The organism is Erythrobacter sp. (assembly GCF_011765465.1).
Taxonomy (GTDB): Bacteria; Pseudomonadota; Alphaproteobacteria; order Sphingomonadales; family Sphingomonadaceae; genus Erythrobacter.
The window spans coordinates 2,981,486-3,003,702 of sequence record NZ_CP050265.1 but is presented as its reverse complement, the minus strand read 5'-3'; the positions used below and the strand labels follow the sequence as shown (position 1 = coordinate 3,003,702).

Genomic DNA, 22,217 nt, shown 5'->3' with positions numbered 1-22,217 from the left:
CAACCACGAGGACCTAGACTTAGCCCATGGCCCCACAGCAGCGATTTTCCCTTCTTGCCATCCTTTTCGGCGTGCTTGCGCTGCTCGGCGCGCCGCTCAGCGCGCAGGGCACCGATCTCGCCTCGCGCTTCGATGACGCCTTCGGGACAGAGCTGCGCACGCCGCAGACATTCGAGGCGATCTATGAGAGCTCCTTCGAGCAGCGCATCGCGGAGCTTGCAGACGGATCGAAGGGTCGCATCGGAGTGGCCGCACTCGACCTTCAGACCGGAGAGCAGATCGCGGTGCTGGGCGACCAGCTTTTCCCGATGGCCTCGACCAGCAAGATTGCGGTTGCCGCCACTTATCTCGACATGGTCGAAAAGGGCCAATTCTCGCTGACCTCGGAATGGCCGCTGATGATCCCGATCCGCTCGGCCAAATTCTCCTCGCCCAAAGCGCCCGTGCGCGAGGGGAAGCATATGCGGGCGATCGACCTCATCGAAATCATGATCACTCGTTCGAGCAACCCTGCGACCGATGCGCTGCTCGCCGCGGTGGGCGGGCCGGAAAAGGTCAATGGATGGGTCCGGCGACAGGGGATCAACGAATTCAGCATCGACCGCGACATCGCGACGCTGGTGCGCGACGACGGCGAATACGACCCGGCAGCCTATATCGACCCACGCGACGCGGCCACGCCCAAGGCGATGGTGCGGCTTCTGCAGGGGCTTTATCGGGGCGATTTCCTTTCCGACGAGCATCGCCAGGTGCTGCTCGGCGCGATGAGCCGGACAGTCACGGGCAGGCGCCGGATCGTCGCCAATATGCCGGACGAGGCGGTGGTGAGCCACAAGACCGGCTCGCTCAACAACACTTCCAGCGACATCGGCATCATCGAATATCCCGACGGGCGCGCTATCGCGGTGGCGATCTACGTCACCGGGCAGGGCTCGCGCCTCGCCCGCGAACGGCGGATCGCCGCGATCGCGCGGGCGCTCTACGACGGCTTCGATGCGAAGGCGAAGCTGCGCGATAACGACGGAATCAACTGGACCAGCGCACCGCGCACGGGCGGCTGACCGTTCCCGCGATGTTCCACGTGAAAAAGGGCGACGCCTGACCGGCGCCGCCCTTTTTTGTATTCCCGGCATCCCGCCTTGGGCGGGAACGCGAAGATTACATATCGGCCATCGCCTTGTCGGCGGCGGCTTCGCCCTTTTCGATGGCCTTGTCGACCGCCTTGTCGAGCATACGCGAGGCGGCATCGCCCGCCGCATCGGCTTCTTCGGCGGCATCCCCGGCAGCGCCTTCGACGGTTTCCTCGGCCGCTTCGCCGGCCTCTTCGGCGCCCGCTTCCATATCGGCCATGCCTTCCTCGGCGGTCGCAGTGGCATCCTCGACGACCGAATCGGCGTCGGCGTTCATTTCATCGACGGTCCCGTCGGGCGCTTCGGCGGTTTCACCGCAAGCTGCGAGGGTGAGTGCCGAGGTGGCGACTGCGGCAGCAAGAACGAACTTACGCATGAGTTTGCATTCCTTCTTCAGCGAGTGACGTCACGCAGCCGCGCTTGCAGAGCCGCGAGAAAGCCGGACCCCTATCCCGGCTCGCCCCCCAATAATGGCGAGAATGTGGCAAGGCAAGCGAAAGGTGCCTCTCGCGCCCCCTTCTGCAAAGCGGCTTACGCCCGCCTTTGCGTGGTGCTAGCAGGCCAGCATGGGACAGACGCGCAACCACCTCTACCTCGTCGACGGCTCCTCCTATATTTTCCGGGCCTATCACCGCCTCCCGCCGCTGACCGACCCGGAAGGCACGCCGGTGGGCGCGGTCTACGGCTACACCACGATGCTGTGGAAGCTCGCCGAGGATCTCGACGCGGCCGACGGTCCGACCCATCTCGCGGTCATCCTCGACAAGGATTCCAAGAGCTTCCGCAACGAGATCTACCCCGAATACAAGGCCAACCGGCCCGAGCCGCCAGAGGACCTGCGCCCGCAATTCCCGCTCATACGCGATGCGACGCGCGCCTTCAGCCTGCCCTGCATCGAGGAAGCCGGGCTGGAAGCGGACGACCTCATCGCCTCCTACTCCCGCGAAGCGCAGCGCAAGGGCTGGGACGTGACGATCGTCTCTAGCGACAAGGACCTGATGCAGCTCGTCGGCGAAGTCGACGGAGCCCGCATCGATATGCTCGACACGATGAAGAGCCAGCGGCTCTACATTCCCGAGGTCGAAGCGAAATTCGGGGTCGGTCCGGAACTGGTCGGCGACGTGCTTGCGCTGATGGGCGACAGCGTCGACAACATCCCCGGCATCTACGGCATCGGCCCAAAGACCGCGAGCAAGCTGATCGCCGAACACGGCTCGCTTGCCGCCGCGCTCGACCACGCGCCGGAGATGAAGAAATCGAAGCTCAAGGAGCGCCTCATAGAAGGCCGCGCCGACGCCGAGATGAGCCGGGTGCTCGTCACGCTCAAGGAGGACTGCGACCTCCCCCAGCCGATCGAAGAGATGAAACTCTCCAAGGTGCCGCCCGAACCGCTCGCCGCCTTCCTCGAAAAACACGGCTTCACCTCACTCCTGCGGCGGCTGGGAAATGGGCACGGCAGCCCCGAAAGGCCGAACAATCTCGACCCGGTAGGCGAGAAGCGTGCGGGCGAGGACGGCACGGCGGAAGGCAATCGCCAGCCGCCGCCCGAAATGCCCGCCGTGGATCGCAGCGCCTACGAAACGGTCCAGACGATGGATGCGCTCGAACGCTGGATCGAACGAGCACGTGCGGCCCGGCTCGTGGCGGTCGATACCGAGACGTCTTCTCTTGATGCGATGCAGGCCGATCTGGTCGGGGTGAGCCTCGCGGTGGGGCCGAACGAAGCCTGCTACGTCCCGCTCGCCCACGGCTCAGCCGATATGTTCGCCGAGAAACCGCAGCAGGTCGAACGCGACGCGGCGCTGGCCGCGCTCGGCCGGCTTCTCGCCGACGAGGCCGTCATCAAGGTCTTCCAGAACGGCAAATACGATCTCAACGTCCTCGCCCGCCATGGTGTCACGGTGAGCCCTGTCGAGGACACGATGATCATCAGCTTCGCGCTCGATGCCGGGCGGTCCGAGGACGGGATCGGCGGCGGGCACGGCATGGACGAGCTGTGCCAGCGCCACCTCGCCCACACCGCGATCGCCTACAAGGACGTGTGCGGGACCGGCAAGAAGGCGATCCCTTTCGGCGAGGTGCCGCTCGACCGCGCGACCGAATACGCGGCCGAGGACGCGGACATCACTTGGCGGCTCTACACGCTGCTCAAGCCCCGGCTTGCGGTAGAGGGCGGGAGCCGGATCTACGAACGGGTCGACCGACCGCTGATTCCTGTCGTCGCGGGGATGGAGCGCGAGGGCATCAAGGTCGACCGCGCACGGCTGGCGAAACTGTCGGAGGAATTCGCCAAGGAGATCGGGCGGCTCGAGGGGGAAATCCACGAAGCCGCCGGGCAGGAATTCACCGTTGGCAGCCCCAAGCAGCTGGGCGAGATCCTGTTCGACAAGCTGGGCTACAAGGGCGGGCGCAAGGGCAAGAGCGGGCAGTATTCGACCGACGTGTCGGTGCTCGAAAAGCTCGCCGCCGAAGGCGCGCCCATCGCGCGGCTGGTGCTCGAATGGCGGCAGCTGTCGAAGCTGAAATCGACCTACACGGATGCCCTCCAGGCCGCGATCAATCCGGCGACGGGGCGCGTGCATACGAGCTACAGCCTCGTGGGTGCGCAGACCGGGCGATTGAGCTCGACCGACCCCAACCTGCAGAACATCCCGGTCAGGACCGCGATCGGGCGGCAGATCCGCGAGGCTTTCGTGCCCGAGGAAGGCAATGTCCTGCTCGCGGCCGACTATTCGCAGATCGAGCTGCGCCTCGCCGCGCACATGGCCGATGTCGACACGCTGAAACAGGCTTTCGCGAACGGCGAGGACATCCACGCCCGCACCGCGACCGAGATGTTCGGCGAAGTCACCCGCGACACCCGCGCGCGGGCCAAGACGATCAATTTCGCGATCCTCTACGGAATCAGCCGCTGGGGCCTTGCCGGGCGGCTCGAAGTCGATCCGGACGAGGCGCAGGACATGATCGACACCTATTTCCAGCGCTTCCCCGGCATCCAGCGCTACATCGCCGAGACATTGGAAACCGTGCGCGAGCGCGGCTATTCGCAGACCCTGTTCGGCCGCAAGACGTGGTTCCCGCGGATCAATTCGAAAAACCAGGCCGAGCGCCAGGGTTCCGAACGCGCGGCGATCAACGCGCCGATCCAGGGAACCAGCGCCGATATCATCAAGCGGGCGATGGTGCGGATGCTGCCCGCGCTGAGGGATGCGGGCCTGCCGGATGTGCGGATGCTGCTGCAGGTCCACGACGAACTGGTCTTCGAACTGCCCGAGAGCGACGTTGCCGCCGCCTCGCCAGTGATCGAGCGGGTCATGGCCGAGGCGGCGCTGCCTTCGGTCAAGCTCGATGTCCCGCTCGGTGTCGAGATCGGCACCGGCGCTTCGTGGGACGCGGCACACTGACCGTGACGCACGGCGCTTTAGTCTCTAGGGTCCGGCCTGATGAATGCGTGGATCGACCGGATGCGCGGGCTGCTGCCGAGCGACTGGGGCGACGTTGCCGCGGCGGCGCTGGCGGCAGGCATCGCGGTCGCCGTGGCGCTTCTCGTTCACGGCGTTCTCTTTCGTATCCTGCGCCGGGTCGCCCATGCGAGCGAGAGCGAGGCCGACAACATCGTCGTCGGCGAACTCGTCCGGCCGAGCCGCTGGGCGATCGTCGCCCTCGCGCTGGTGCTGGCGGCGCGGACCATGCCGGTGCTCGACACGGTGTGGCAGGCGGTAGCGGGCTTCGTCCTGCCCCTGCTGATCGGCTGGATGGCGCTGTCGATCATGCGCGCGACGGTCAAGGCGCTGGAACTGCGCGCCGATATCGATGTCGAGGACAATCTCGAGGCGCGCAGGCGGCGCACGCGGCTTGCGATCTTCAGCCGGATCGGGACCTTCGCCATCATCTTCGTCACCGTCGGGCTGATGCTGCTGTCGATCCCCGGGATCCGCGACATCGGCGTGACCCTGATGGCTTCGGCGGGCCTTGCCGCGCTTGCGGTCGGCGCGGCGGCGCAACCGGCGCTCAAGGCGCTGATCGGCGGGCTGCAGATGGCGTTGACCGAGCCGATCCGGATCGACGACGTCGTCATCGTAGAGGGCGAATGGGGCCGGATCGAGGACATCCGCACGACCTACGTCATCGTGCGCATCTGGGACGAGCGGCGGCTGGTGGTCCCGGTCCACAAGTTCCTCGACGAGACATTCCAGAACTGGACCCGACGCAGTTCGCAGCTGCTCGGCACGGTCTTCCTCCATCTCGACCCGATGGCGGATGTCGGGAAGGTGCGGGCGAAATACGAGGAGCTCATCACCGCCAATCCGCTGTGGGACGAGCGGGTGCAGGTGGTGCAGGTGACCGACACCGCACCCGACTACATCGAGGTCCGCCTGCTGATGAGCGCGAAGGATGCCGGGACCGCCTTCGACCTTCGCTGTCAGATACGCGAGGCGATGATGGCCTTCATCCGCGACGAAATGCCCGAAGCGATCGCGCGGCGCAGGGTCGAGCCGATCGACAGGGACGGGGTCGACATCCTGCCCGGCTAAGCCTCGGTTCCTAGCCGTGCTTCTTGTCGCGCACGGGTTCCAGCGTTTCCGGGACGACGAATCCGATCGGCTGGACCTCGGCGGCACGCTTCTTCAGCTCGCCCTGCATCCGGCGGTATTCGTCTTCCATCTTCGCCGTGACCGTTGCGCGCGATTCCTTGAGCGCCGCCTTGAAGTCCTCGGCGACGACCTCCTGCACGTCGCTCCCCACCCGGCGCAGCGCGCCGAGCCCGGCGCGGCGCACCACGTCCTCGAGATCGGCCCCGGTGAACCGCTCGGTCTCGGCCGCGACGGTGGCGAGGTCGACATCATCGGCGAGCGGCATTTTGGCCGTATGAATGCGCAGGATGTGCTCGCGCCCGGCCTTGTCGGGGGTGCTGACGAAGACGAGTTCGTCGAACCGACCGGGCCGCAGCAGGGCGGGGTCGACCAGCGTTGGGCGGTTGGTCGCGCCGATCACGACGACCGACTGCAATTCCTCGAGACCGTCCATTTCGGCGAGGATCGTGTTGACCACCCGGCCCGTCACCTGCGGCTCGCCCTGCGCGGAGCCGCGGGCGGGGACCAGGCTGTCGATCTCGTCGATGAACACGACGCAGGGCGCCACCGCGCGCGCGCGGGCGAACATCCGGGCGATCTGCTGCTCGCTTTCGCCGTACCATTTGGACAGCAGGTCCGAACTTTTCATCGAGATGAAATTGGCCTCGGCCTCTTTCGCCACGGCCTTGGCGAGCAGGGTCTTGCCGGTACCGGGCGGGCCGTAGAGCAGGAAACCCTTGGCCGGGCGAATGCCGAGCCGACGGAAGGCTTGCGGGTTTCTGAGCGGAAGCTCGATCCCTTCCTTGAGCCGCTCGATCGCCTCGTTCGCGCCGCCGATGTCCGACCACTGGACGTTCGGCACCTGCACCATGACCTCGCGCATGGCCGAAGGCTGGATGCGTTTCAGCGCCGAAAGGAAATCGGCGCGGGTCACGCACAGGTCTTCCAGCACGTCGGGCGGGATCGTCCTCTCGTCGAGGTCCAATCGCGGCATGATCCGGCGCACCGCGTCGATCGCCGCCTCGCGGGCTAGAGCAGCGATATCCGCCCCGACGAAGCCGTGGGTCACGCGGGCGAGTTCCTTCAAGTCGACCGCGTCCTCGAGCGGCATCCCGCGGGTGTGGATCGAGAGGATTTCCCGCCGTCCGCGCTCGTCAGGCACGCCGATGACGATTTCGCGGTCGAAGCGTCCCGGTCGGCGCAGCGCCTCGTCGATCGCGTCGGGCCGGTTGGTGGCGGCGATGACGACGAGGTTTGAGCGCGCCTCGAGCCCGTCCATCAGCGTGAGCAGCTGGGCGACGAGGCGCTTTTCCGCCTCGCCCGGCACTTGCTGGCGCTTGGGCGCGATCGAATCGATTTCGTCGATGAAGACGATTGCCGGCGCGGCGCGGCTCGCTTCCTCGAACACTTCGCGCAGGCGCTTTTCCGATTCGCCATAGCCCGAGCCCATGATTTCCGGCCCGTTGATGGTGAAGAATTCCGCGTCGCTTTCATTCGCAACGGCCTGCGCGAGACGGGTCTTGCCGGTGCCGGGCGGGCCATGCAGCAGCACGCCCTTGGGCGGATCGACACCGAGGCGCGTGAACAGCTCGGGATAGCGCAGCGGCAGCTCGACCATTTCGCGCAGCTGCTGGATCGTGTCGTCCATGCCGCCGACATCATCGTAATTGACCACCGCGCGCGCGTCGCGGGGCTCCTCGAATTCGGTGCGCAGCTCCACCTCGGTGTTCTCGTCGATATGGACGATGCCCTTGGGACTGGTCGAAGCGACCGAAAGGCGAATTTGGGTCAGCGCATAAGCGGGCGCGCGCAGGAGCTGTCGCACATCGGACGGCATATTCTGGACCGGCTGTTGGCCCGTCGTGGCGACGAGGTCGCCGGCGACCAGCGGCTTCCGGAAGAAATTGCGCTTCAATGCCTGGGTCGGGCCCTGCAGGCGCATTTCGCGCTGGGCCGGGGCGAACACTACTCGAGTGGCGGGACGCGAGCGCGCGGCGGAAATCTCGACGTGCTCGCCGGATGCCGCCTCGGCATTGCCGCGCTGGAGGCCGTCGAGGCGCACCACGTCGAGCGTTTCGTCCTCGGGATAGGCGGCCATGGCGATCGCGGCAGTCGAACGCTTGCCGGCAATCTCGACCACGTCGCCCTCGGTGATGCCGAGCGCCTGGAACGCCGAGCGCGGCATACGCGCTATGCCTTGGCCCGATTCCTCCTGACGAGCAGGAGCGACCTGGAGTCGCGCGGTGCGGGCGTTATTGGCGGTTTCGGCATCGACCATGGGCGATCCTCCGGCTGCATCTGGGCTTTCGCAGCTAGCTAGGAAGGCCGCGCGCGCATTGCAAATAGGGGCAAGCGCGCGCGCGGCGCGCCGGTTCGTCCATCGGACGGCGAGCCACGCGCCGACCTGCTGAAAGCGGACAGAAAAAAGCCCGGCACGAAGGCCGGGCTAGAAAAGTTTGGGAGAGGATGCCTGAAAGGCAGCTTGGATATGCCCCGGAACGGCAATTTGTGCAAGTGCGAATGGCGCATGGTTTGATGAAAATTACGCACCACATGATGCCCGCAAAGGGCCTCATGTGCCAAATCTTGCACATTATGTGCACGGGGAGGCGGCATCTGCCCGAATTTTCGGCAGCATCGCGCGGCGAATCCTTTTGCATTGCAGCATGATTCGCTGCCTTTGCCGCGCTTGCCAAACACTCCTGCAGGGCGCGCGTGACAGCGGCGGGACAAGGCTTTAATCAGCCGCCAGACCGATCCCGACACAATCGAGGACATCCATGAGCAAGCTCTACCCCGACGCCGCCAGCGCCCTCGAGGGCGTGCTTGAAAACGACATGCTGATCGCAGCCGGGGGCTTCGGCCTGTGCGGGATCCCGGAACGCTTGCTCGACGCGATCCGCGACAGCGGCGTCACCGGGCTGACGTTCGCCAGCAACAATGCCGGGATCGACAACGAAGGCATCGGCAAGCTGCTGCGCACCCGCCAGGTGAGGAAGATGATCTCCTCCTATGTCGGCGAGAACAAGGAATTCGAGCGGCAGTTCCTCTCCGGTGAACTCGAAGTCGAGTTTTGCCCGCAAGGCACGCTCGCCGAACGGATGCGCGCGGGCGGCGCGGGCATCCCCGGTTTTTACACGAAAACCGGCGTCGGCACGCAGGTCGCGGAAGGCAAGGAGCACAAGGAATTCCCCGATCCGGACGGCGTGATGTCGACCTACATTCTCGAGCGCGGGATCTTCGCCGACCTGTCGATCGTCAAGGCGTGGAAGGCCGACGAGACAGGCAACCTCGTCTTCCGCAAGACCGCGCGTAACTTCAACCAGCCCGCTGCGACCTGTGGCAGGGTCTGCGTCGCCGAGGTCGAGGAAATCGTGCCTGCAGGTGCGCTCGATCCCGACCAGATCCACCTGCCGGGCGTGTTCGTGAACCGGCTGGTGCTCGGCGCGCCTTACGACAAGAAGATCGAGTTCCGCACGGTACGCGAACGGGAAACCGCCTGAGGGAGCGTCCGTGCCGTTCCGCCGCCTCCTTGTCCCCGCCGCCCTTGTTGCCTTGGTCGGCATCTTGTCGGGCTGCGTCGCAGCGGCAATCCCGGTCGTTGCTGGCGGGGCGGTCCTGCGCAGCGGCATGGACGGTCGCGATCCCGCGCTCGCGATAGAGGGCGACACGCCTAAGAGCGTCATGCCAGAGGCTGCCACCTCCGATCTGTTTCTCGTCGCGGATCCCGTCCGGCCGCGCGAGAATGTCCCCATGGGCCCATTCGCAAACTTCCTCGCTTTCGCCGAGGCCGCGGCCTCCATGGCAGCGAGCGACGGCTCGCGGGACTCTGCCCTTCTTGCTGAGCCCGCTTCGCTAAGCGCCGAGCTCAAGCCCTGCGCTGCCCAAACGCCGTCGGTCCTGATCGACCTCGACCCAGCAGGCGGGATGCTGCCCGCCGAGCTGGACGTTTCCGCCGATCCGGACCTGTCGGTCGGCCTATCGCGCCTGCGCCGGGCGGGGGTCGAAATCGCCTGGATCTCCGGCCAGTCGGCGGCCCATGCGGGCGCGCTTCGTGAGGCGCTCGCCGAGGCCGGACTCGACCCCGATGGCGACGATACACTCCTGCTCATGCGCTATCCCGGCGACCGCAAGCAGACCCGGCGCGAGGACCTTGCCGCCCGCACCTGCCTCGTCGCGATCGCGGGCGACGAACGCGAGGATTTCGACGAACTCTACGCTTATCTCGTCAACCCCGAGGCCGCGCTCGGCCTCGAACTCCTGATCGGCGACGGATGGTTTCTCGTCCCGTCGCTTTCACTTTCAGAACAAAGGCCGACACAATGACCGACGAACCCAAGGGCTGGACCCGCGACCAGATGGCGGCGCGCGCCGCGCAGGAGCTGGAGGACGGCTATTACGTCAATCTCGGCATCGGCATCCCGACGCTGGTGGCCAATCACATCCCCGAAGGGATGATGGTGACGCTGCAGAGCGAGAACGGGATGCTCGGCATCGGGCCGTTTCCCTACGAGGACGAGGTCGACCCGGACCTCATCAATGCGGGGAAACAGACCATCAGCGAGCTGCCCCACAGCGCCTATTTCGACAGCGCGACGAGCTTTTCGATGATCCGCGGCGGGCATATCGACCTCACCGTGCTGGGCGCGATGGAAGTGGCGGAGAACGGCGACATCGCCAACTGGATGATCCCGGGCAAGATGATCAAGGGCATGGGAGGCGCGATGGATCTCGTCGCCGGGGTCAAGAAGATCATCGTCGTCATGGACCACACCGCCAAGGACGGAAGCCCGAAGTTCATCCCCGAATGCACCCTGCCGCTGACGGGCGCAGGTGTGGTCGACATGATCATCACCAATCTCGGCGTGTTCCAGCGCCCGGACAAGAACAGCCCGTTCCGCCTGATCGAACTCGCGCCCGGCGTCACCGCGCAAGAGGTCGCGGAAAAGACCACGGCGCATTACGAAACCGCGCTGGAGACCGCCTGAGCCATGTGGCTAGAAAGCCCGCGCAATCCGAATGCCCCGCTCGCCGGGCTCAAGGTGGTCGAGCTGGCGCGGGTGCTCGCCGGGCCGTTTGCCGGGCAGATCCTCGCCGATCTCGGCGCGGACGTTATCAAGGTCGAGAGCCCCGAAGGCGACGGCACGCGCGCATGGGGCCCGCCCTGGGTCGAGCGCGCAGGACCGGACGGAAAGCCGCAGCGCGAGGCGGCCTATTACCATGCCTGCAACCGGGGGAAACGAGGAATCACCGCCGATTTCCGCGACGAACGCGATCTCGCCAAGGTGCGCGAGCTGTGCCTCGGCGCGGACGTGGTGATCGAGAATTTCAAGACCGGCAGCCTCGCCAAGTTCGGCCTCGACTACGTCTCGCTTGCGCCTTCGAATGAACGGCTCGTCTACTGCTCCATCACCGGCTTCGGTCACACTGGCCCGCGCGCGCACGAGGCGGGGTATGATTTCGTGATCCAGGGAATGAGCGGCTTCATGTCGCTGACCGGCGAGCCCGAAGGCACGCCGGTGAAGATGGGCATCTCGATATCCGATCTTGCCACCGGCGTTTGGGCGGTGAACGGCATCCAGGCGGCGCTGCTGATGCGCGAGCGGACAGGCCGCGGCCAGCACGTCGACATGAGCCTGATGGATTGCTCTGTCGGCCTGCTCTCGAACCAGGCGACCTATCAATTTGCCACCGGCGCGAACCCACCGCGCATGGGCAATGCCCACGCGCAGGTCGCGCCCTATGGCGTGTTCCCGGCGAAGGACGGCCACGTGATCCTCGCGCCTGCCAATGACGGGCTGTTCCACAAGCTCGCCGACCTGCTTGGGCGGAGCGACTGGTCGGACGATCCTCGCTTCATGCACAATGGCGAGCGGGTCGCGAACGCGGCGGCGCTCGATGCCGAGATCGCGGTGGCGACGGCGGAATGGACGAAAGCGGCGCTGCTCGATGCCTGCCATGCCGCAGGTGTGCCTGCCGGCCCGATCAACCGACTGGACGAAGTCTTCGCCGATCCGCAGATAGAGGCGCGCGGGATGAAGGTGGAACTCGGCGGAATGGCCGGGGTGCGCAGCCCCTTTACCTTTTCGCACGCCGAACTGGCACTCGACCGGCCCTCGCCCCTGCTGGGTGAGCACGACGATTCAGCCAATAAGGCGTGAAGCGCCCCGCCACAGCCGCTCGAACGGGCCTTTCCCGAAGCGCGCGGCCCAGAACGGCGACCAAGCGAGCATGGCAATGATCGGCACGAAGCTGATCGCCAGCGCCTCGACGCGGCTGACCGCGGCGAACAGGCCCAGACCCCACGGCGCGAAAATGCTCGCGAGGATCACCGAGGTCATCAGGTAATTGGTCAGCGAGAGCCGACCCACCGGTGTGAGCAGCCGCGTGACAGCGCCTCCGGGCGTGAAAAACGCCATGGCGAGTGCGGCATAGGCGAGGCCGAGCAGCGTGTCGAAAGGTGCCGAGACGACGAGACTCCCCGCCCCAGCCAGCGCTCCGGGAAAGCCGTTGACCGCGATGAACCACGCCAACGCCAAGAGCGCGGGAATCGCCCCCAGCGCACAGGCTGCCGCGAGCCGCTGGAGCCGGAAGAGGCGCCACTTGCCCGCCAGCATCCCACTGCGCCACAGCGCCATCCCGAGCGCGATGGACGCAAGATTGAGCGGCAGCGACAGAGCGACCGCACCGAGCTGCGCCGGGATGCCTTCGGCCCGCCGCCCGATCCGTTCGCCCAGCGCCTCCTGTCCGCGCTCGAGCATATAAGCGATCGCCGCCGGGTCGGTCCCGTAATTGCGCTCGACGAAGAAGCTCGCATCGCTCGCCATGCGACCGGTAAACCAGTCATGGATCGCGCCGCCGAATCCGACGAAGCCGAACCCGACGTGGATCGTCATAAGGCCGATCGCGACCGCCACGAGAGCGCGCGGGGCGAGCGGGGCGAGGAACGGCAGCGCGCAGCCCGCCAGCGCATAGGCGCGCAGGATGTCGTTATTCGCGAACAGCACCGCATGGACGAGCCCGATGGCGAACAGCACCGCCATGCGCGCGTAATGGGCACGCCAGGCTAGCGCCACGCCGCGGAGTGCCCGCCCCTTGTCGAACAGGATCAGGCAGCCCGCGCCGAACAGCATGGCGAAGAGCGTGCGGAACTTGTCCTCGACGAAGACGAAGCTCGCCGCCCAGACCAGCCGGTCGAGGGCGCCTTCCCCGCCCCAGGCGAGTGGGTTGTAATAAGCCTGGCTCGGCAGGGCGAAGACAAGGACGTTCAGCCAGACGATGCCGATCACTGCGACACCCCTCAGGGCATCGAGCTCGGCAATTCGTCCGGAGGAAGGTTGCGGCGCCACCACCATGGGCATTGGCCCTAGCAGGCGGCGGCGCCGGTGAAATCAGGAAAGCGCGGCCTTGAGGTCGTCCGCAAGGTCGGTTCGCTCCCAAGGGAAGTGATCGCCTTCGGCCGGGCGACCGAAATGACCGTAGGCCGCGCTCTTGCGATAGATCGGCTTGTTGAGGCCAAGGTGCGTGCGGATCGCGCGCGGGGTCAGGCCGCCGAGCTTGGCAAGGCCACGGATCGCGTTCTCGATCGCCTCGTCGGTGATGCCGTCGGCGCAGGTGCCGTGGGTGTCCACATAGAGCGAGAGCGGCTCGGACACGCCGATCGCATAGGCGATCTGGATCGTGCAGCGCGAGGCGAGGCCCGCGGCGACCACGTTCTTGGCGAGGTAACGCGTGATGTAGGCGGCGCTGCGGTCGACCTTGGTCGGGTCCTTCCCGCTGAACGCTCCGCCCCCGTGCGGAGCCGCGCCGCCATAGGTGTCGACGATGATCTTGCGGCCCGTGAGCCCGGCATCGCCGTCCGGCCCGCCGATCTCGAAGGCGCCGGTCGGGTTGATGTGCCACGCCGTATCATCGGAGATGAAGCCTTCGGGCAGGATGCCGGAGACGACCTTCTTCACATAGGCCTTGAGCTCGGCTTCCTTTTCGCCCTCGTGATAGCCCGGCGCGTGCTGGGTCGAGACGACGACCGCGGTGCAGGCGACGGGCTTGCCGTCGACATAGCGCAGCGTGACCTGGCTCTTGGCATCGGGCTCGAGGAAGGGCGCGGCGCCCGACTTGCGGTCCTCGGCGAGCTGCTGGAGAATCTTGTGGCTGTAATCGAGCGTCGCGGGCATGAGATCGGGGGTCTCGTCGCAGGCGAAGCCGAACATGATACCCTGGTCGCCCGCGCCTTCGTCCTTGTTCGAACCTTCCGCGCCCGCGTCGACGCCCTGCGCGATGTGGGCGGACTGGCCGTGGAGGTGGTTTTCGAAGGTCAGGGTCTCCCAGTGGAACCCGTCCTGTTCATAGCCGATCTCGGCGACGGTCCGGCGCACGGCTTCCTCGATCTCGTCGCGCGCGCCGGGCGCCCAGTAATTGTTGTACTTCCAGTCCTCGCGGGTCGGGTCGTACATCGGGTTGCAGCGGATTTCGCCCGACAGGACGACGCGCTGGGTCGTGGTCATCGTCTCGCAGGCGACCCGGGATTCGGGATCCTTGGCGAGCATGAGATCGACGATCGCATCCGAGATCTGGTCGGAGACCTTGTCGGGATGGCCTTCGGAAACGCTTTCGGAAGTGAAGATGAAATCGCTGCGCATGAGTCCCCCAGGGGTTCGTTGTCCAAGCCGTCGCCCGGCCCATGTTCCCTTATGCAGATATAAGGAAATCTTTATGTCCGGGCATTCGCGGCTAAGCCCCTAGCCCCGCGCGCGGCGCAGCGCAAGCAATCTCGGCAGGACGAGCGCGGCGAGCGCCAGAACGGCGGCCCAGCCGAGCGGCAGGGCGTTTCCGAGGCGCGAAAAGAGCGTCGGGGGCTTGGCCGAGGGCACGAACCCGTCGAGCCTTCCCGCCTGGCCCCGCCCGATGTGTCCTCGCACGATCCCGTCCGCGTCGATCACCGCGCTTATGCCGGTCGTGGTCGAGCGGAGCACCGGCAGCCCCTCCTCGATCGCGCGCATTCGCGCCTGCGCGAGATGTTGCGGCGGACCCCATTCGCCGAACCAGCCGTCGTTCGATGGATTGAAAATGTAATCGGGGCGATTGTCGGGATCGACGACCTCGCCGGAAAAGACGATTTCATAGCAGATCTGTATGCCCGCCCTGCCATGGTCGCCGAGGTCGAGCGTGCGCGGCCCCGGCCCCGCGACATATTCGATCGTCCCCGCAGTCAGGCGCGAAAGCCCGAGGCGTTCGAGCGCCCATGCCATTGGCAGGTATTCGCCGTAGGGCACGAGGTGCGCCTTGGCATAATGCGCCTCGATCGCGCCATCGCCACCCAGCGCCAGCACCGAATTGCGCGCGCTGACCGCGCCGAGGCTGCCGTCCTCGCGCAGGCCGATATCGAGATTGACGACGCCCGTCAGCAGCGTCGAATCCGCTCCGATCACTCGCCCGATCCGCTCGCGCGCATATTCGGGATCGGCCCCTGCGGTCATTCGCGCATAATAGCGCAGCGGATAGCCGTCCTCGAGATAGTCGGGGATCGCGCTTTCGGGCCAGAGCACAAGGCGCGATTCCTCGTTCCCCGGCATGGTGAGGCGGGCGATGCGCTGAAACTGCTCCTCGAACTTCGACCCGTCGTTGATCTCGCTCTGCGGGATGAGCGGCTGGATCAGGGCATAGCGGATACCCTCGCGCGGCGGCTCGCTGGTCGTCGGGGAAAGGAGCATCGCGGCGAGGATGGCAACGCCGGCGAACCCCGCCGCAAGCCAGCGACGATAGGCCAGCGTCGCTGCAAGGCAGGTAGCGAGCAGGAGCGTGAAACCCGAGAGCGCATAGGTGCCCAGCCACGGCAGGAGCCGCGCAATCCCCGGCGCGTCATGGTGGCCGAGCAGCATCAGGCCGAGCGGCGGCCACGGATAGCCGGTGAAGGCCCAGCTTCGCACCCATTCGGTGACGATCCATGCAGCTGCGAACAGCGTGCCGAAAACCGCAATACCCCAGCCGCGCGGCGCAATCCGGCGGGCCACGAGATGCGCCGCGAGCGCCGCGAGTGCGGGATAGACCGCAAGATAGACGCACAGCAGCGGGACGGCGAGCCAGCCGAGGAATTCCGGCATCTTCGCCTGATGGGTGAAGGCGGTCGCAATCCAGTTGTTGGCGAGCGTCAGATGCGCCCAGCCGAACAGGTATCCGCGCCACACGGCTCCGCGCCAATCCGGCGCGCTCTGGAGGTGCCACACCAGGACGGCGAGCGAAGCGAGGCCGACCGGCCAGAGGCGGAGCGGGGGATAGGCCGTGGCGGCAACGAGGCCGAGCGCGAACGCGACAAGACCGGGTCGTGCCTGCGCGAATTTCACCAATGCCTTGGCGCGATTGTCCATCGATTATCGGCAAGCCCGATGCGGACCGGGCCCGCGCAAAGGATCAGTCGACCGTCTCGAGGTTATCGTCGCCGCCGGAAGAGGCGTCCTCGGCGCCGATCGAGGGCGGGAGTACGGAGGAGTCGATTTCGCCGCCGTCCTCGCTCTTCTTCGATCGGGGCTTGCGCTTTGACGGGGAGCGGCTTTCCTTGGCGTCTTCGCCGCCGCGGGGCTTGCGCGACTTGCGCTTCGGCTCGACCGCTTCGCCCTCGACACCTTCCTCGCCCTCGTTCGGGGTGCTTTCGCTGTCGGTGTCGTCGCGGCGGGAGCGCGAACGGCGATTGCCGCCGCGCTTGCTCTCACCCCGATTGCCGTCGCTGCGGCGGTTGTCGTCGTCGCCGTCGTCATCGTCGTCGGACTGACCGCGATCGTCGTTGCGCTTCGACCGCGCCTCTTCCTGGCGTGCCTTGTTGTCCGCGATCACGCGGAAATAGTGATCGGCGAACTGCAGGTAATATTCGGCCTGGACCCGGTCGCCATTGTGCTGCGCGTCCTGCGCCAGCTTCTTGTACTTCTCGAGCAGCTGCGGCGCATTACCGCGCGCCCGGCTGTCGATCCGGTTGAGCTGGTTGCCCCCGCCCGAATTGCGGTTTCCGCGACCACGGCGGCGATTGTTGCGATTGTTATTCAAGGAAATTTTCCTTATCAGCGACCTGGCGCAAGCATTGATGCACACACGGTCAACAGACCCCTTGCTATGCGCCGCCGACATGGCTTTTCCGCCAGAGGGGCGCGCGCTCCGCGCTGCCAAAGGCCGGGGACGTGCCCTAACGGCCGTTTCAAGCGAGATTTGGAGCTCGGCCTGAGCGATTTGCGCCCTTCGCAGATCGCTTGCCTGATACGTGAGGTAGCGATGCGCGGCCGGTTTGCCAAGCCCTTGCGGGATTTTCCTCAACTCAGGATCGCCGCGCGGGGGCGATTCGCAAGGTCCAGGCGGATTTCGACAGCGAATCCCGCCGCTTCGCCGAGCGCTCTCACCGCCTCCCCCTGCGTCGCCCCGATCTCGAGCACCGCCACGCCGCCATCCCTGAGCATCGCGGGCAGCGCGGGGACGATGATGCGGTAATCGTCGAGCCCCTCGGGACCGGCGAATAGCGCGCCCGCCGGCTCGAAATCGCGCACGTCGGGCGCGAGATCGGCGTCGTCCTCGACATAGGGCGGATTGGCGATGACGAGGTCGGCGAGCGGCAGGCCGGCATACCACGCATCGCCGCTCGCATCGGACCGGGTCCAGTCGCCCGCTTGGAACTGCGCCCGCGTTGCAAGGCCAAGATGCTGCGCATTGTCCCGCGCAATGCGCAGCGCCTCCTCGCTGCGGTCGAGGCCGATGCCGGTGAAGCCGTCCCGTTCGGCCAGCAGGGTGAGCAGCAGCGCACCCGATCCGGTGCCGAGATCGACGATCGCCCCGGCTTCCCGGCCGAGCGCATCGAGCGCGGCCTCGATCACGGTCTCGCTGTCGGAGCGCGGGATCAGCACTTCCGGCCCGACCCGGAATTCGCGCCCGTAGAATTCGCAGGTGCCGGTGATGTAGGCGACCGGCTCATGGCCCGCACGCCGCGCGACTAAGCTCTCGAATGGGCAGGGTGAAGGAGCCTGCATATGCCGGAGCAGCATTTGCGAGCGAGTGACGCCAAGCGCGTGCGCCATCAGCAGTTCGGCATCGAGCCGCGCCGTGTCGCTCGTCGCGGCCAGCCGAGCCGCAGCCTCGCGCAGCGCCTCGGCGATGGTCATCGTCACTCCGCCAACGCCGCGAGCCGCTTCGCCTCGTCCTCGGCGATCAGCGCGTCGACCAGTTCGGCAAGGCCCGGCCCTGCCAGCACCTCGTCGAGCTTGTGCAGCGTCAGCCCGATGCGGTGGTCGGTCACGCGCCCTTGCGGGAAGTTGTAGGTGCGGATGCGTTCCGACCGGTCGCCCGAGCCGACCATGGCCTTTCTCGCCTCGGCCTCCGCGCCTTCGGCTTCGTCGCGCATCTTTTCATAGAGGCGCGCGCGCAGCACCTGCATCGCCTTGGCCCGGTTCTTGTGCTGGCTGCGCTCGTCCTGCTGGGTGACGACGATGCCGCTCGGCAGGTGGGTGATGCGCACCGCCGAATCGGTCGTGTTGACGTGCTGCCCGCCCGCGCCGCTTGCGCGGTAGATGTCGATCTTGAGATCCTTGTCCTCAATCTGCACGTCGACCTCGTCGGGTTCCGGCAGCACCGCGACGGTCGCCGCGGAGGTGTGGATGCGCCCCCCGCTTTCGGTGACGGGCACGCGCTGGACGCGGTGGACACCGCTCTCGAATTTCAGCTTGGCGAAGACGCCCTGCCCGGAGACATTGGCGACGATTTCCTTGAAGCCGCCGACCTCGGCCGCATTCATGCTGACCGGCTCGACCCGCCAGCCCTGTTCGGCGGCGAAGCGTTCGTACATCCGGTAAAGATCGCCCGCAAAGAGCGCCGCTTCATCGCCCCCGGTCCCGGCGCGGATTTCAAGCATGGCGGGTTTCGCGTCCGCCGAATCGCGGGGAAGGAGCGCAACGGCAAGCTGGCGTTCGCGAGCCGGCAGGGCCTCGCGCAGGGCGGCGAGTTCCTCTTCTGCCATGGCTTTCATTTCGGGGTCGGCGAGCATCTCCTCAAGCCCCGCGATCTCATCGCGCATGGCCTTCACCTCGCGCGCGGCCTTGGCGACGGGTTCGAGCTCGGCATAGTCGCGGCTGGCGCGCACGAATTCCTCACCCTCGAGCGTGCCGGACGCCATGCGCGCTTCGAGCTCGGCGAAGCGGTTGGCGATCTGGTCGAGGCGTTCGGGGGGGATTTTCATGCGAGCAAGGCTTCAATTTCGCCCTGACGCTCGCCGCGGATCCTAACACTCTCGGCGGAAACGAATGAAACGAGGCTCTTTGCCCCCATTTTCGACGCCTTATCGAAGCGCTTGCGAACACTGCCGGTCGCCACCATTTCCGCGGCGAAACCTGCCGCACGCAGCTTTCCAATCGATGCAGTGGCATCGGCAAGAAGCGTATCGTCCTCGACCACCACAATTACGTCTGCTGGCTTTTCGCCCTCTTGCGCCACCAGCATCGCCAGCCGCTCGATCCCCGCCGCCCAGCCGACCGCCGGAGTCGCTGGGCCGCCGAGGCTCTCCATAAGGCCGTCATAGCGGCCACCCCCCAGCACGGTGCTCTGCGCGCCGAGCGCCTCAGCTGCCGCCGAACCCTCGTCGGGGATGAATTCGAAGGCGGTATGGCGATAGTAGTCGAGCCCGCGCACGAGGCTTTCCGCGCGCACCCACTTCACGCCCGCCGCATCGAGGCCGCTCGTCACCGCCTCGAAGAAGCCGCGCGCCTCGTCCGACAGGTAATCGTCGATCCGCGGCGCGTCGGCAAGAAAGGCGCGGTCGCGCGGGTCCTTGGAATCGAGGATGCGCAGCGGGTTCTTGTGCAGCCGCTTCTGCGAATCCTCGGACAATTCGCCCTCGACCTTGCCGAAATAGTCGACCAGCCCCGCACGCCACGCCTCGCGGCTCGCCGCATCGCCCAGCGTGTTGAGGTGCAGCGTCACGCCCTCGATGCCGAGCTCTTTCAGGAGCTGGTCGGCCATTGCGAGCAGTTCGACATCCGCCTGCGGCTCGGCCGCGCCGATGATCTCGGCGTCGATCTGGTGGAACTGGCGATAGCGGCCCTTCTGCGGGCGCTCGTAGCGGAACAGGGGGCCATGGGTCGCGACCTTTAGCGGCGCGTGCTGCTGCCAGCCGTTGGTCAGGAAGGCGCGCGCTATTCCCGCCGTGAATTCGGGGCGCAGGGTGAGCGATTCCCCGCCGCGGTCCTCGAACGAATACATCTCCTTCGACACCACGTCGGTCGTCTCGCCCAACGAGCGCGCGAAGACCTCGGTCCGCTCGAACACCGGGAATTCGGCGCGCCTAAAGCGGTAGAGTTTCCGCACCCGCTCGAACGTCTCGACGACGAAGGCGAAGGCTTCGGCCTCGGCGCCGAAAATGTCCTGGGTGCCGCGAATGGCCTTGGGGGTGTTCTTGCTCATCGAAGGAATGTCCTTGGTTGCGGGCGCGATTAGGCGAGACTTCCGGTTGCCGCAATATGAAGAGCGGGCTATCGGCGCGCAGCGCTGGCCTCGGGAGAGAGGGGGGACCGGCGGCCAAAGCTAGACAGGACAGGACAGCATTCATGCGCATCGACAAGATTCCGACCGGCAAGAATCCCCCCGACGACCTCAATGTCATCATCGAAGTGCCGACCGGCGGGGAGCCGGTGAAATACGAATTCGACAAGGAATCGGGCGCGCTGTTCGTCGACCGCATCCTGCACACGCCGATGCGCTATCCGGCCAATTACGGCTTCGTCCCGCACACGCTCTCGCCCGACGGGGACCCGCTCGACGCGCTGGTGATCTCGCGCTCGCCTTTCATTCCCGGCTGCGTCGTCAGCGCGCGCCCGATCGGCGTGCTCAATCTCGAGGACGAGCATGGCGGCGACGAAAAGCTCGTCTGCGTGCCCGTGGACACGACCTTCCCCTATTACTCGGATGTCGGCGAGACCAAGGACCTGCCCTCGATCATCTTCCAGCAGATCGAGCACTTCTTCACGCACTACAAGGATCTCGAAGCCGAAAAGTGGGTGCGCGTCGGCAATTGGGGAACCCGTGCCGAGGCCCGCAAGATCGTCATGGAAGCGATCGAGCGCGCCCAGAACGGCGGCTGATCACTCGACCGGGCGGTGTTCGTCGAGCAGGTCGCGTTCCTGCGCCGGGTCGGTGCTGCGCTCGGCTTCGACAAGTTCGCTGATCTCGCTTTCGGGCTTCGTGTCCTGCGCCTCCGAGAGCGCCGCGCGGCCCTTGCGCGGTCGTTCCGGCGCCCTCCCTTCGCCGCGCGAACGGCCGATCGGCAAGGGGTCGGTGCGCCCGTCGAAGCGCAGGCGGTAGATCGGCTCGGGCAGCGCGAAACCGGCTTCCTCGAGCGCATCCTTGACTGCGGCGATGGCGAGGCTTCGCGATTTGAACCAGTCCGCGTCGCGCTGGTCGATCCAACCGAAGAACTGGATCACGATGTTCGAATCGCCGACATTGACGATCCGCGCGCTCGGCGGCGGGGTGTCGAGGACGAAGGCGAGGCCGGCAAGCACCTCGATCCCGAGCGTCATCGCCTCTCTCGGATCGTCGTCGGCATCTATCCCGAGCTCGAAATCGAAGCGCCGCTGCGGGTTGCGCGTGTAATTCAGGATCACCGCCTTGAAGACCTGCGAATTGGGAATGCGCAGGTGGTTACCTTCCAGCGTCATCAGGATCGTCGCCCGGCTGGTGAGGCGGATCACGCGGCCTTCGAGGTCGTCGATCAGCACGTGGTCGTTGGGACGGAAAGGCTGGCGCAGGCTCAGCATCAGTGAGGCGACGTAGTTCTCGACCGTGTCGCGCATGGCGAAACCCAGAGCGATCCCGATCACGCCCGCCCCGCCAAGCAGCGCGCCCAGCAGCGCGCCAGCGCCGAGCATATCGAGCGCGATCACGAGGCCGCCGACGACGAACAGGAAGCGGATGGCGGTGCGGATGAGCTCGGCAAGGAAGGCGTTGGGCGCGATTCGGTCCCATACGAAGCCAAAGCTTGCGAGCAGATAGCCGAAGCCTCCGACCAGCGCCGCGATGATCGCCGCGATCCCCAGCAGCGGCAGGAGGGCGAGCGTATCGCTGGCGACCTGCGACGCCTGGCCGATGATCGACAGGTTGCGTTCGATCGAGAGGTCGCGCCGGATGCGGTTCTCGACCGTTGCGACGCCCGACACCCGGCTTGCAATCGCCTCGGCGCGGGCGATGGTCTCGGCATCGGGCAGGGTTCCGGCCAGAGTGACGACACCCTCGCGCACGGTCACGGTGACGGTCCCGAATTGCGGAAGTTCGGAGAAGATGCCCTCGATCCGCGCCTCAATCCGTGCATCGCCGGCAGCGTCCTGTTCCTGCGCGATCTCAGCGGCGGGCTCCTTCGCGGCGGGCGTCTCTGCGGGCGTCGTGACCGAAGGGACGGCGGCCAGCGGAGCGGCCAGCAAAGCCGTAATCAGGATGGTCAGGAAACGCAGGACCGCCAATTCACTCACCTTTCCCCGGACAATCGGGAGAGGGAGCA

Annotated in this window: 18 protein-coding genes; 8 read left to right on the top strand and 10 right to left on the bottom strand. The window is 66.4% G+C overall.

The window, feature by feature from the left end; translation table 11 throughout:
• The first annotated feature begins 26 nt into the window (after window positions 1–26).
• Window positions 27–1,061 (top strand): serine hydrolase, encoded by a 1,035-nt coding sequence (locus tag G9473_RS14550; RefSeq protein WP_291134280.1) that lies wholly within the window; start codon window positions 27–29, stop codon window positions 1,059–1,061.
• Window positions 1,062–1,158: 97 nt separating this feature from the next.
• On the opposite strand, the gene G9473_RS14545 is transcribed toward G9473_RS14550, so the two are convergent.
• Entirely contained in the window at window positions 1,159–1,506 is a 348-nt protein-coding gene (locus G9473_RS14545; protein WP_291134279.1) for a hypothetical protein, read from the bottom strand.
• Between the two features lie 190 nt (window positions 1,507–1,696).
• Between G9473_RS14545 and polA the strand changes: the two genes are divergently transcribed.
• Window positions 1,697–4,534, top strand: coding sequence for a DNA polymerase I (polA, locus tag G9473_RS14540; protein ID WP_291134277.1), 2,838 nt, complete (start codon window positions 1,697–1,699; stop codon window positions 4,532–4,534).
• A gap of 39 nt (window positions 4,535–4,573) precedes the next feature.
• Window positions 4,574–5,665 carry a mechanosensitive ion channel family protein gene (locus tag G9473_RS14535; RefSeq protein WP_367159109.1) on the top strand — a complete coding sequence of 364 codons (1,092 nt, stop codon included), beginning with the start codon at window positions 4,574–4,576 and terminating at the stop codon, window positions 5,663–5,665.
• A 10-nt stretch (window positions 5,666–5,675) separates the two neighbouring features.
• On the opposite strand, the gene G9473_RS14530 is transcribed toward G9473_RS14535, so the two are convergent.
• Window positions 5,676–7,982, bottom strand: coding sequence for a CDC48 family AAA ATPase (locus G9473_RS14530; protein ID WP_291134275.1), 2,307 nt, complete (start codon window positions 7,980–7,982; stop codon window positions 5,676–5,678).
• A gap of 502 nt (window positions 7,983–8,484) precedes the next feature.
• On the opposite strand from G9473_RS14530, the gene G9473_RS14525 reads away from it, so the two are divergent.
• Genes G9473_RS14525 through G9473_RS14510 form a run of 4 tightly spaced genes read left to right on the top strand, consistent with a single transcriptional unit; the run spans window position 8,485 to window position 11,865 of the window.
• Window positions 8,485–9,207: a CoA transferase subunit A gene (locus G9473_RS14525; protein WP_291134272.1), complete on the top strand. Its 723-nt coding sequence runs from the start codon at window positions 8,485–8,487 to the stop codon at window positions 9,205–9,207.
• A gap of 52 nt (window positions 9,208–9,259) precedes the next feature.
• The gene (locus tag G9473_RS14520) at window positions 9,260–10,030 is read left to right on the top strand and encodes a hypothetical protein (RefSeq protein ID WP_291134269.1); all 771 of its coding nucleotides are present in this window, start codon (window positions 9,260–9,262) and stop codon (window positions 10,028–10,030) included.
• Window positions 10,027–10,692, top strand: a complete 666-nt coding sequence (locus G9473_RS14515; RefSeq protein WP_291134266.1) for a CoA transferase subunit B — start codon at window positions 10,027–10,029, stop codon at window positions 10,690–10,692. Before G9473_RS14520 ends, G9473_RS14515 begins: the two co-directional genes overlap by 4 nt.
• 3 nt (window positions 10,693–10,695) lie before the next feature.
• Complete coding sequence (locus tag G9473_RS14510; RefSeq protein ID WP_291134264.1) at window positions 10,696–11,865, top strand: CaiB/BaiF CoA-transferase family protein; 1,170 nt, start codon at window positions 10,696–10,698, stop codon at window positions 11,863–11,865.
• Here G9473_RS14510 and G9473_RS14505 read toward each other — a convergent pair.
• The 7 genes from G9473_RS14505 to hisS form a co-directional block, all read right to left on the bottom strand.
• On the bottom strand, window positions 11,848–13,059 hold the full coding sequence (locus G9473_RS14505; protein WP_291134262.1) for a DUF418 domain-containing protein: 1,212 nt from the start codon (window positions 13,057–13,059) through the stop codon (window positions 11,848–11,850). The two genes, G9473_RS14510 and G9473_RS14505, sit on opposite strands and share 18 nt — an antisense overlap.
• 36 nt (window positions 13,060–13,095) lie before the next feature.
• On the bottom strand, window positions 13,096–14,343 hold the full coding sequence (gene metK / locus G9473_RS14500) for a methionine adenosyltransferase (RefSeq protein WP_291134259.1): 1,248 nt from the start codon (window positions 14,341–14,343) through the stop codon (window positions 13,096–13,098).
• Window positions 14,344–14,442: 99 nt separating this feature from the next.
• Entirely contained in the window at window positions 14,443–16,068 is a 1,626-nt protein-coding gene (lnt, locus tag G9473_RS14495; RefSeq protein WP_291134256.1) for an apolipoprotein N-acyltransferase, read from the bottom strand.
• 43 nt (window positions 16,069–16,111) lie between these two features.
• The gene (locus G9473_RS14490) at window positions 16,112–16,738 is read right to left on the bottom strand and encodes a DUF4167 domain-containing protein (RefSeq protein ID WP_291134254.1); all 627 of its coding nucleotides are present in this window, start codon (window positions 16,736–16,738) and stop codon (window positions 16,112–16,114) included.
• 260 nt (window positions 16,739–16,998) lie between these two features.
• Complete coding sequence (gene prmC, locus G9473_RS14485) at window positions 16,999–17,838, bottom strand: peptide chain release factor N(5)-glutamine methyltransferase (protein ID WP_291134251.1); 840 nt, start codon at window positions 17,836–17,838, stop codon at window positions 16,999–17,001.
• 2 nt (window positions 17,839–17,840) lie between these two features.
• Entirely contained in the window at window positions 17,841–18,908 is a 1,068-nt protein-coding gene (prfA, locus tag G9473_RS14480; protein ID WP_291134249.1) for a peptide chain release factor 1, read from the bottom strand.
• Complete coding sequence (gene hisS / locus G9473_RS14475) at window positions 18,905–20,128, bottom strand: histidine--tRNA ligase (RefSeq protein WP_291134246.1); 1,224 nt, start codon at window positions 20,126–20,128, stop codon at window positions 18,905–18,907. The genes prfA and hisS overlap by 4 nt, the downstream gene beginning before the upstream one ends.
• 143 nt (window positions 20,129–20,271) lie before the next feature.
• Here hisS and ppa point away from each other — a divergent pair, with 143 nt between their 5' ends.
• Window positions 20,272–20,805: an inorganic diphosphatase gene (gene ppa, locus G9473_RS14470; RefSeq protein ID WP_291134243.1), complete on the top strand. Its 534-nt coding sequence runs from the start codon at window positions 20,272–20,274 to the stop codon at window positions 20,803–20,805.
• On the opposite strand, the gene G9473_RS14465 is transcribed toward ppa, so the two are convergent.
• Entirely contained in the window at window positions 20,806–22,188 is a 1,383-nt protein-coding gene (locus G9473_RS14465) for a mechanosensitive ion channel domain-containing protein (RefSeq protein WP_291134241.1), read from the bottom strand.
• Window positions 22,189–22,217: the final 29 nt, after the last annotated feature.

Bases quoted from the DNA above. Each gene is read 5' to 3' on its own strand.
- G9473_RS14550 (WP_291134280.1), top strand. From the start codon at position 27: ATGGCCCCACAGCAGCGATTTTCCCTTCTTGCCATCCTTTTCGGCGTG.
- G9473_RS14545 (WP_291134279.1), bottom strand. From the start codon at position 1,506: ATGCGTAAGTTCGTTCTTGCTGCCGCAGTCGCCACCTCGGCACTCACC.
- polA (WP_291134277.1), top strand. From the start codon at position 1,697: ATGGGACAGACGCGCAACCACCTCTACCTCGTCGACGGCTCCTCCTAT.
- G9473_RS14535 (WP_367159109.1), top strand. From the start codon at position 4,574: ATGAATGCGTGGATCGACCGGATGCGCGGGCTGCTGCCGAGCGACTGG.
- G9473_RS14530 (WP_291134275.1), bottom strand. From the start codon at position 7,982: ATGGTCGATGCCGAAACCGCCAATAACGCCCGCACCGCGCGACTCCAG.
- G9473_RS14525 (WP_291134272.1), top strand. From the start codon at position 8,485: ATGAGCAAGCTCTACCCCGACGCCGCCAGCGCCCTCGAGGGCGTGCTT.
- G9473_RS14515 (WP_291134266.1), top strand. From the start codon at position 10,027: ATGACCGACGAACCCAAGGGCTGGACCCGCGACCAGATGGCGGCGCGC.
- G9473_RS14510 (WP_291134264.1), top strand. From the start codon at position 10,696: ATGTGGCTAGAAAGCCCGCGCAATCCGAATGCCCCGCTCGCCGGGCTC.
- G9473_RS14505 (WP_291134262.1), bottom strand. From the start codon at position 13,059: ATGGTGGTGGCGCCGCAACCTTCCTCCGGACGAATTGCCGAGCTCGAT.
- metK (WP_291134259.1), bottom strand. From the start codon at position 14,343: ATGCGCAGCGATTTCATCTTCACTTCCGAAAGCGTTTCCGAAGGCCAT.
- lnt (WP_291134256.1), bottom strand. From the start codon at position 16,068: ATGGACAATCGCGCCAAGGCATTGGTGAAATTCGCGCAGGCACGACCC.
- prmC (WP_291134251.1), bottom strand. From the start codon at position 17,838: ATGACCATCGCCGAGGCGCTGCGCGAGGCTGCGGCTCGGCTGGCCGCG.
- prfA (WP_291134249.1), bottom strand. From the start codon at position 18,908: ATGAAAATCCCCCCCGAACGCCTCGACCAGATCGCCAACCGCTTCGCC.
- hisS (WP_291134246.1), bottom strand. From the start codon at position 20,128: ATGAGCAAGAACACCCCCAAGGCCATTCGCGGCACCCAGGACATTTTC.
- ppa (WP_291134243.1), top strand. From the start codon at position 20,272: ATGCGCATCGACAAGATTCCGACCGGCAAGAATCCCCCCGACGACCTC.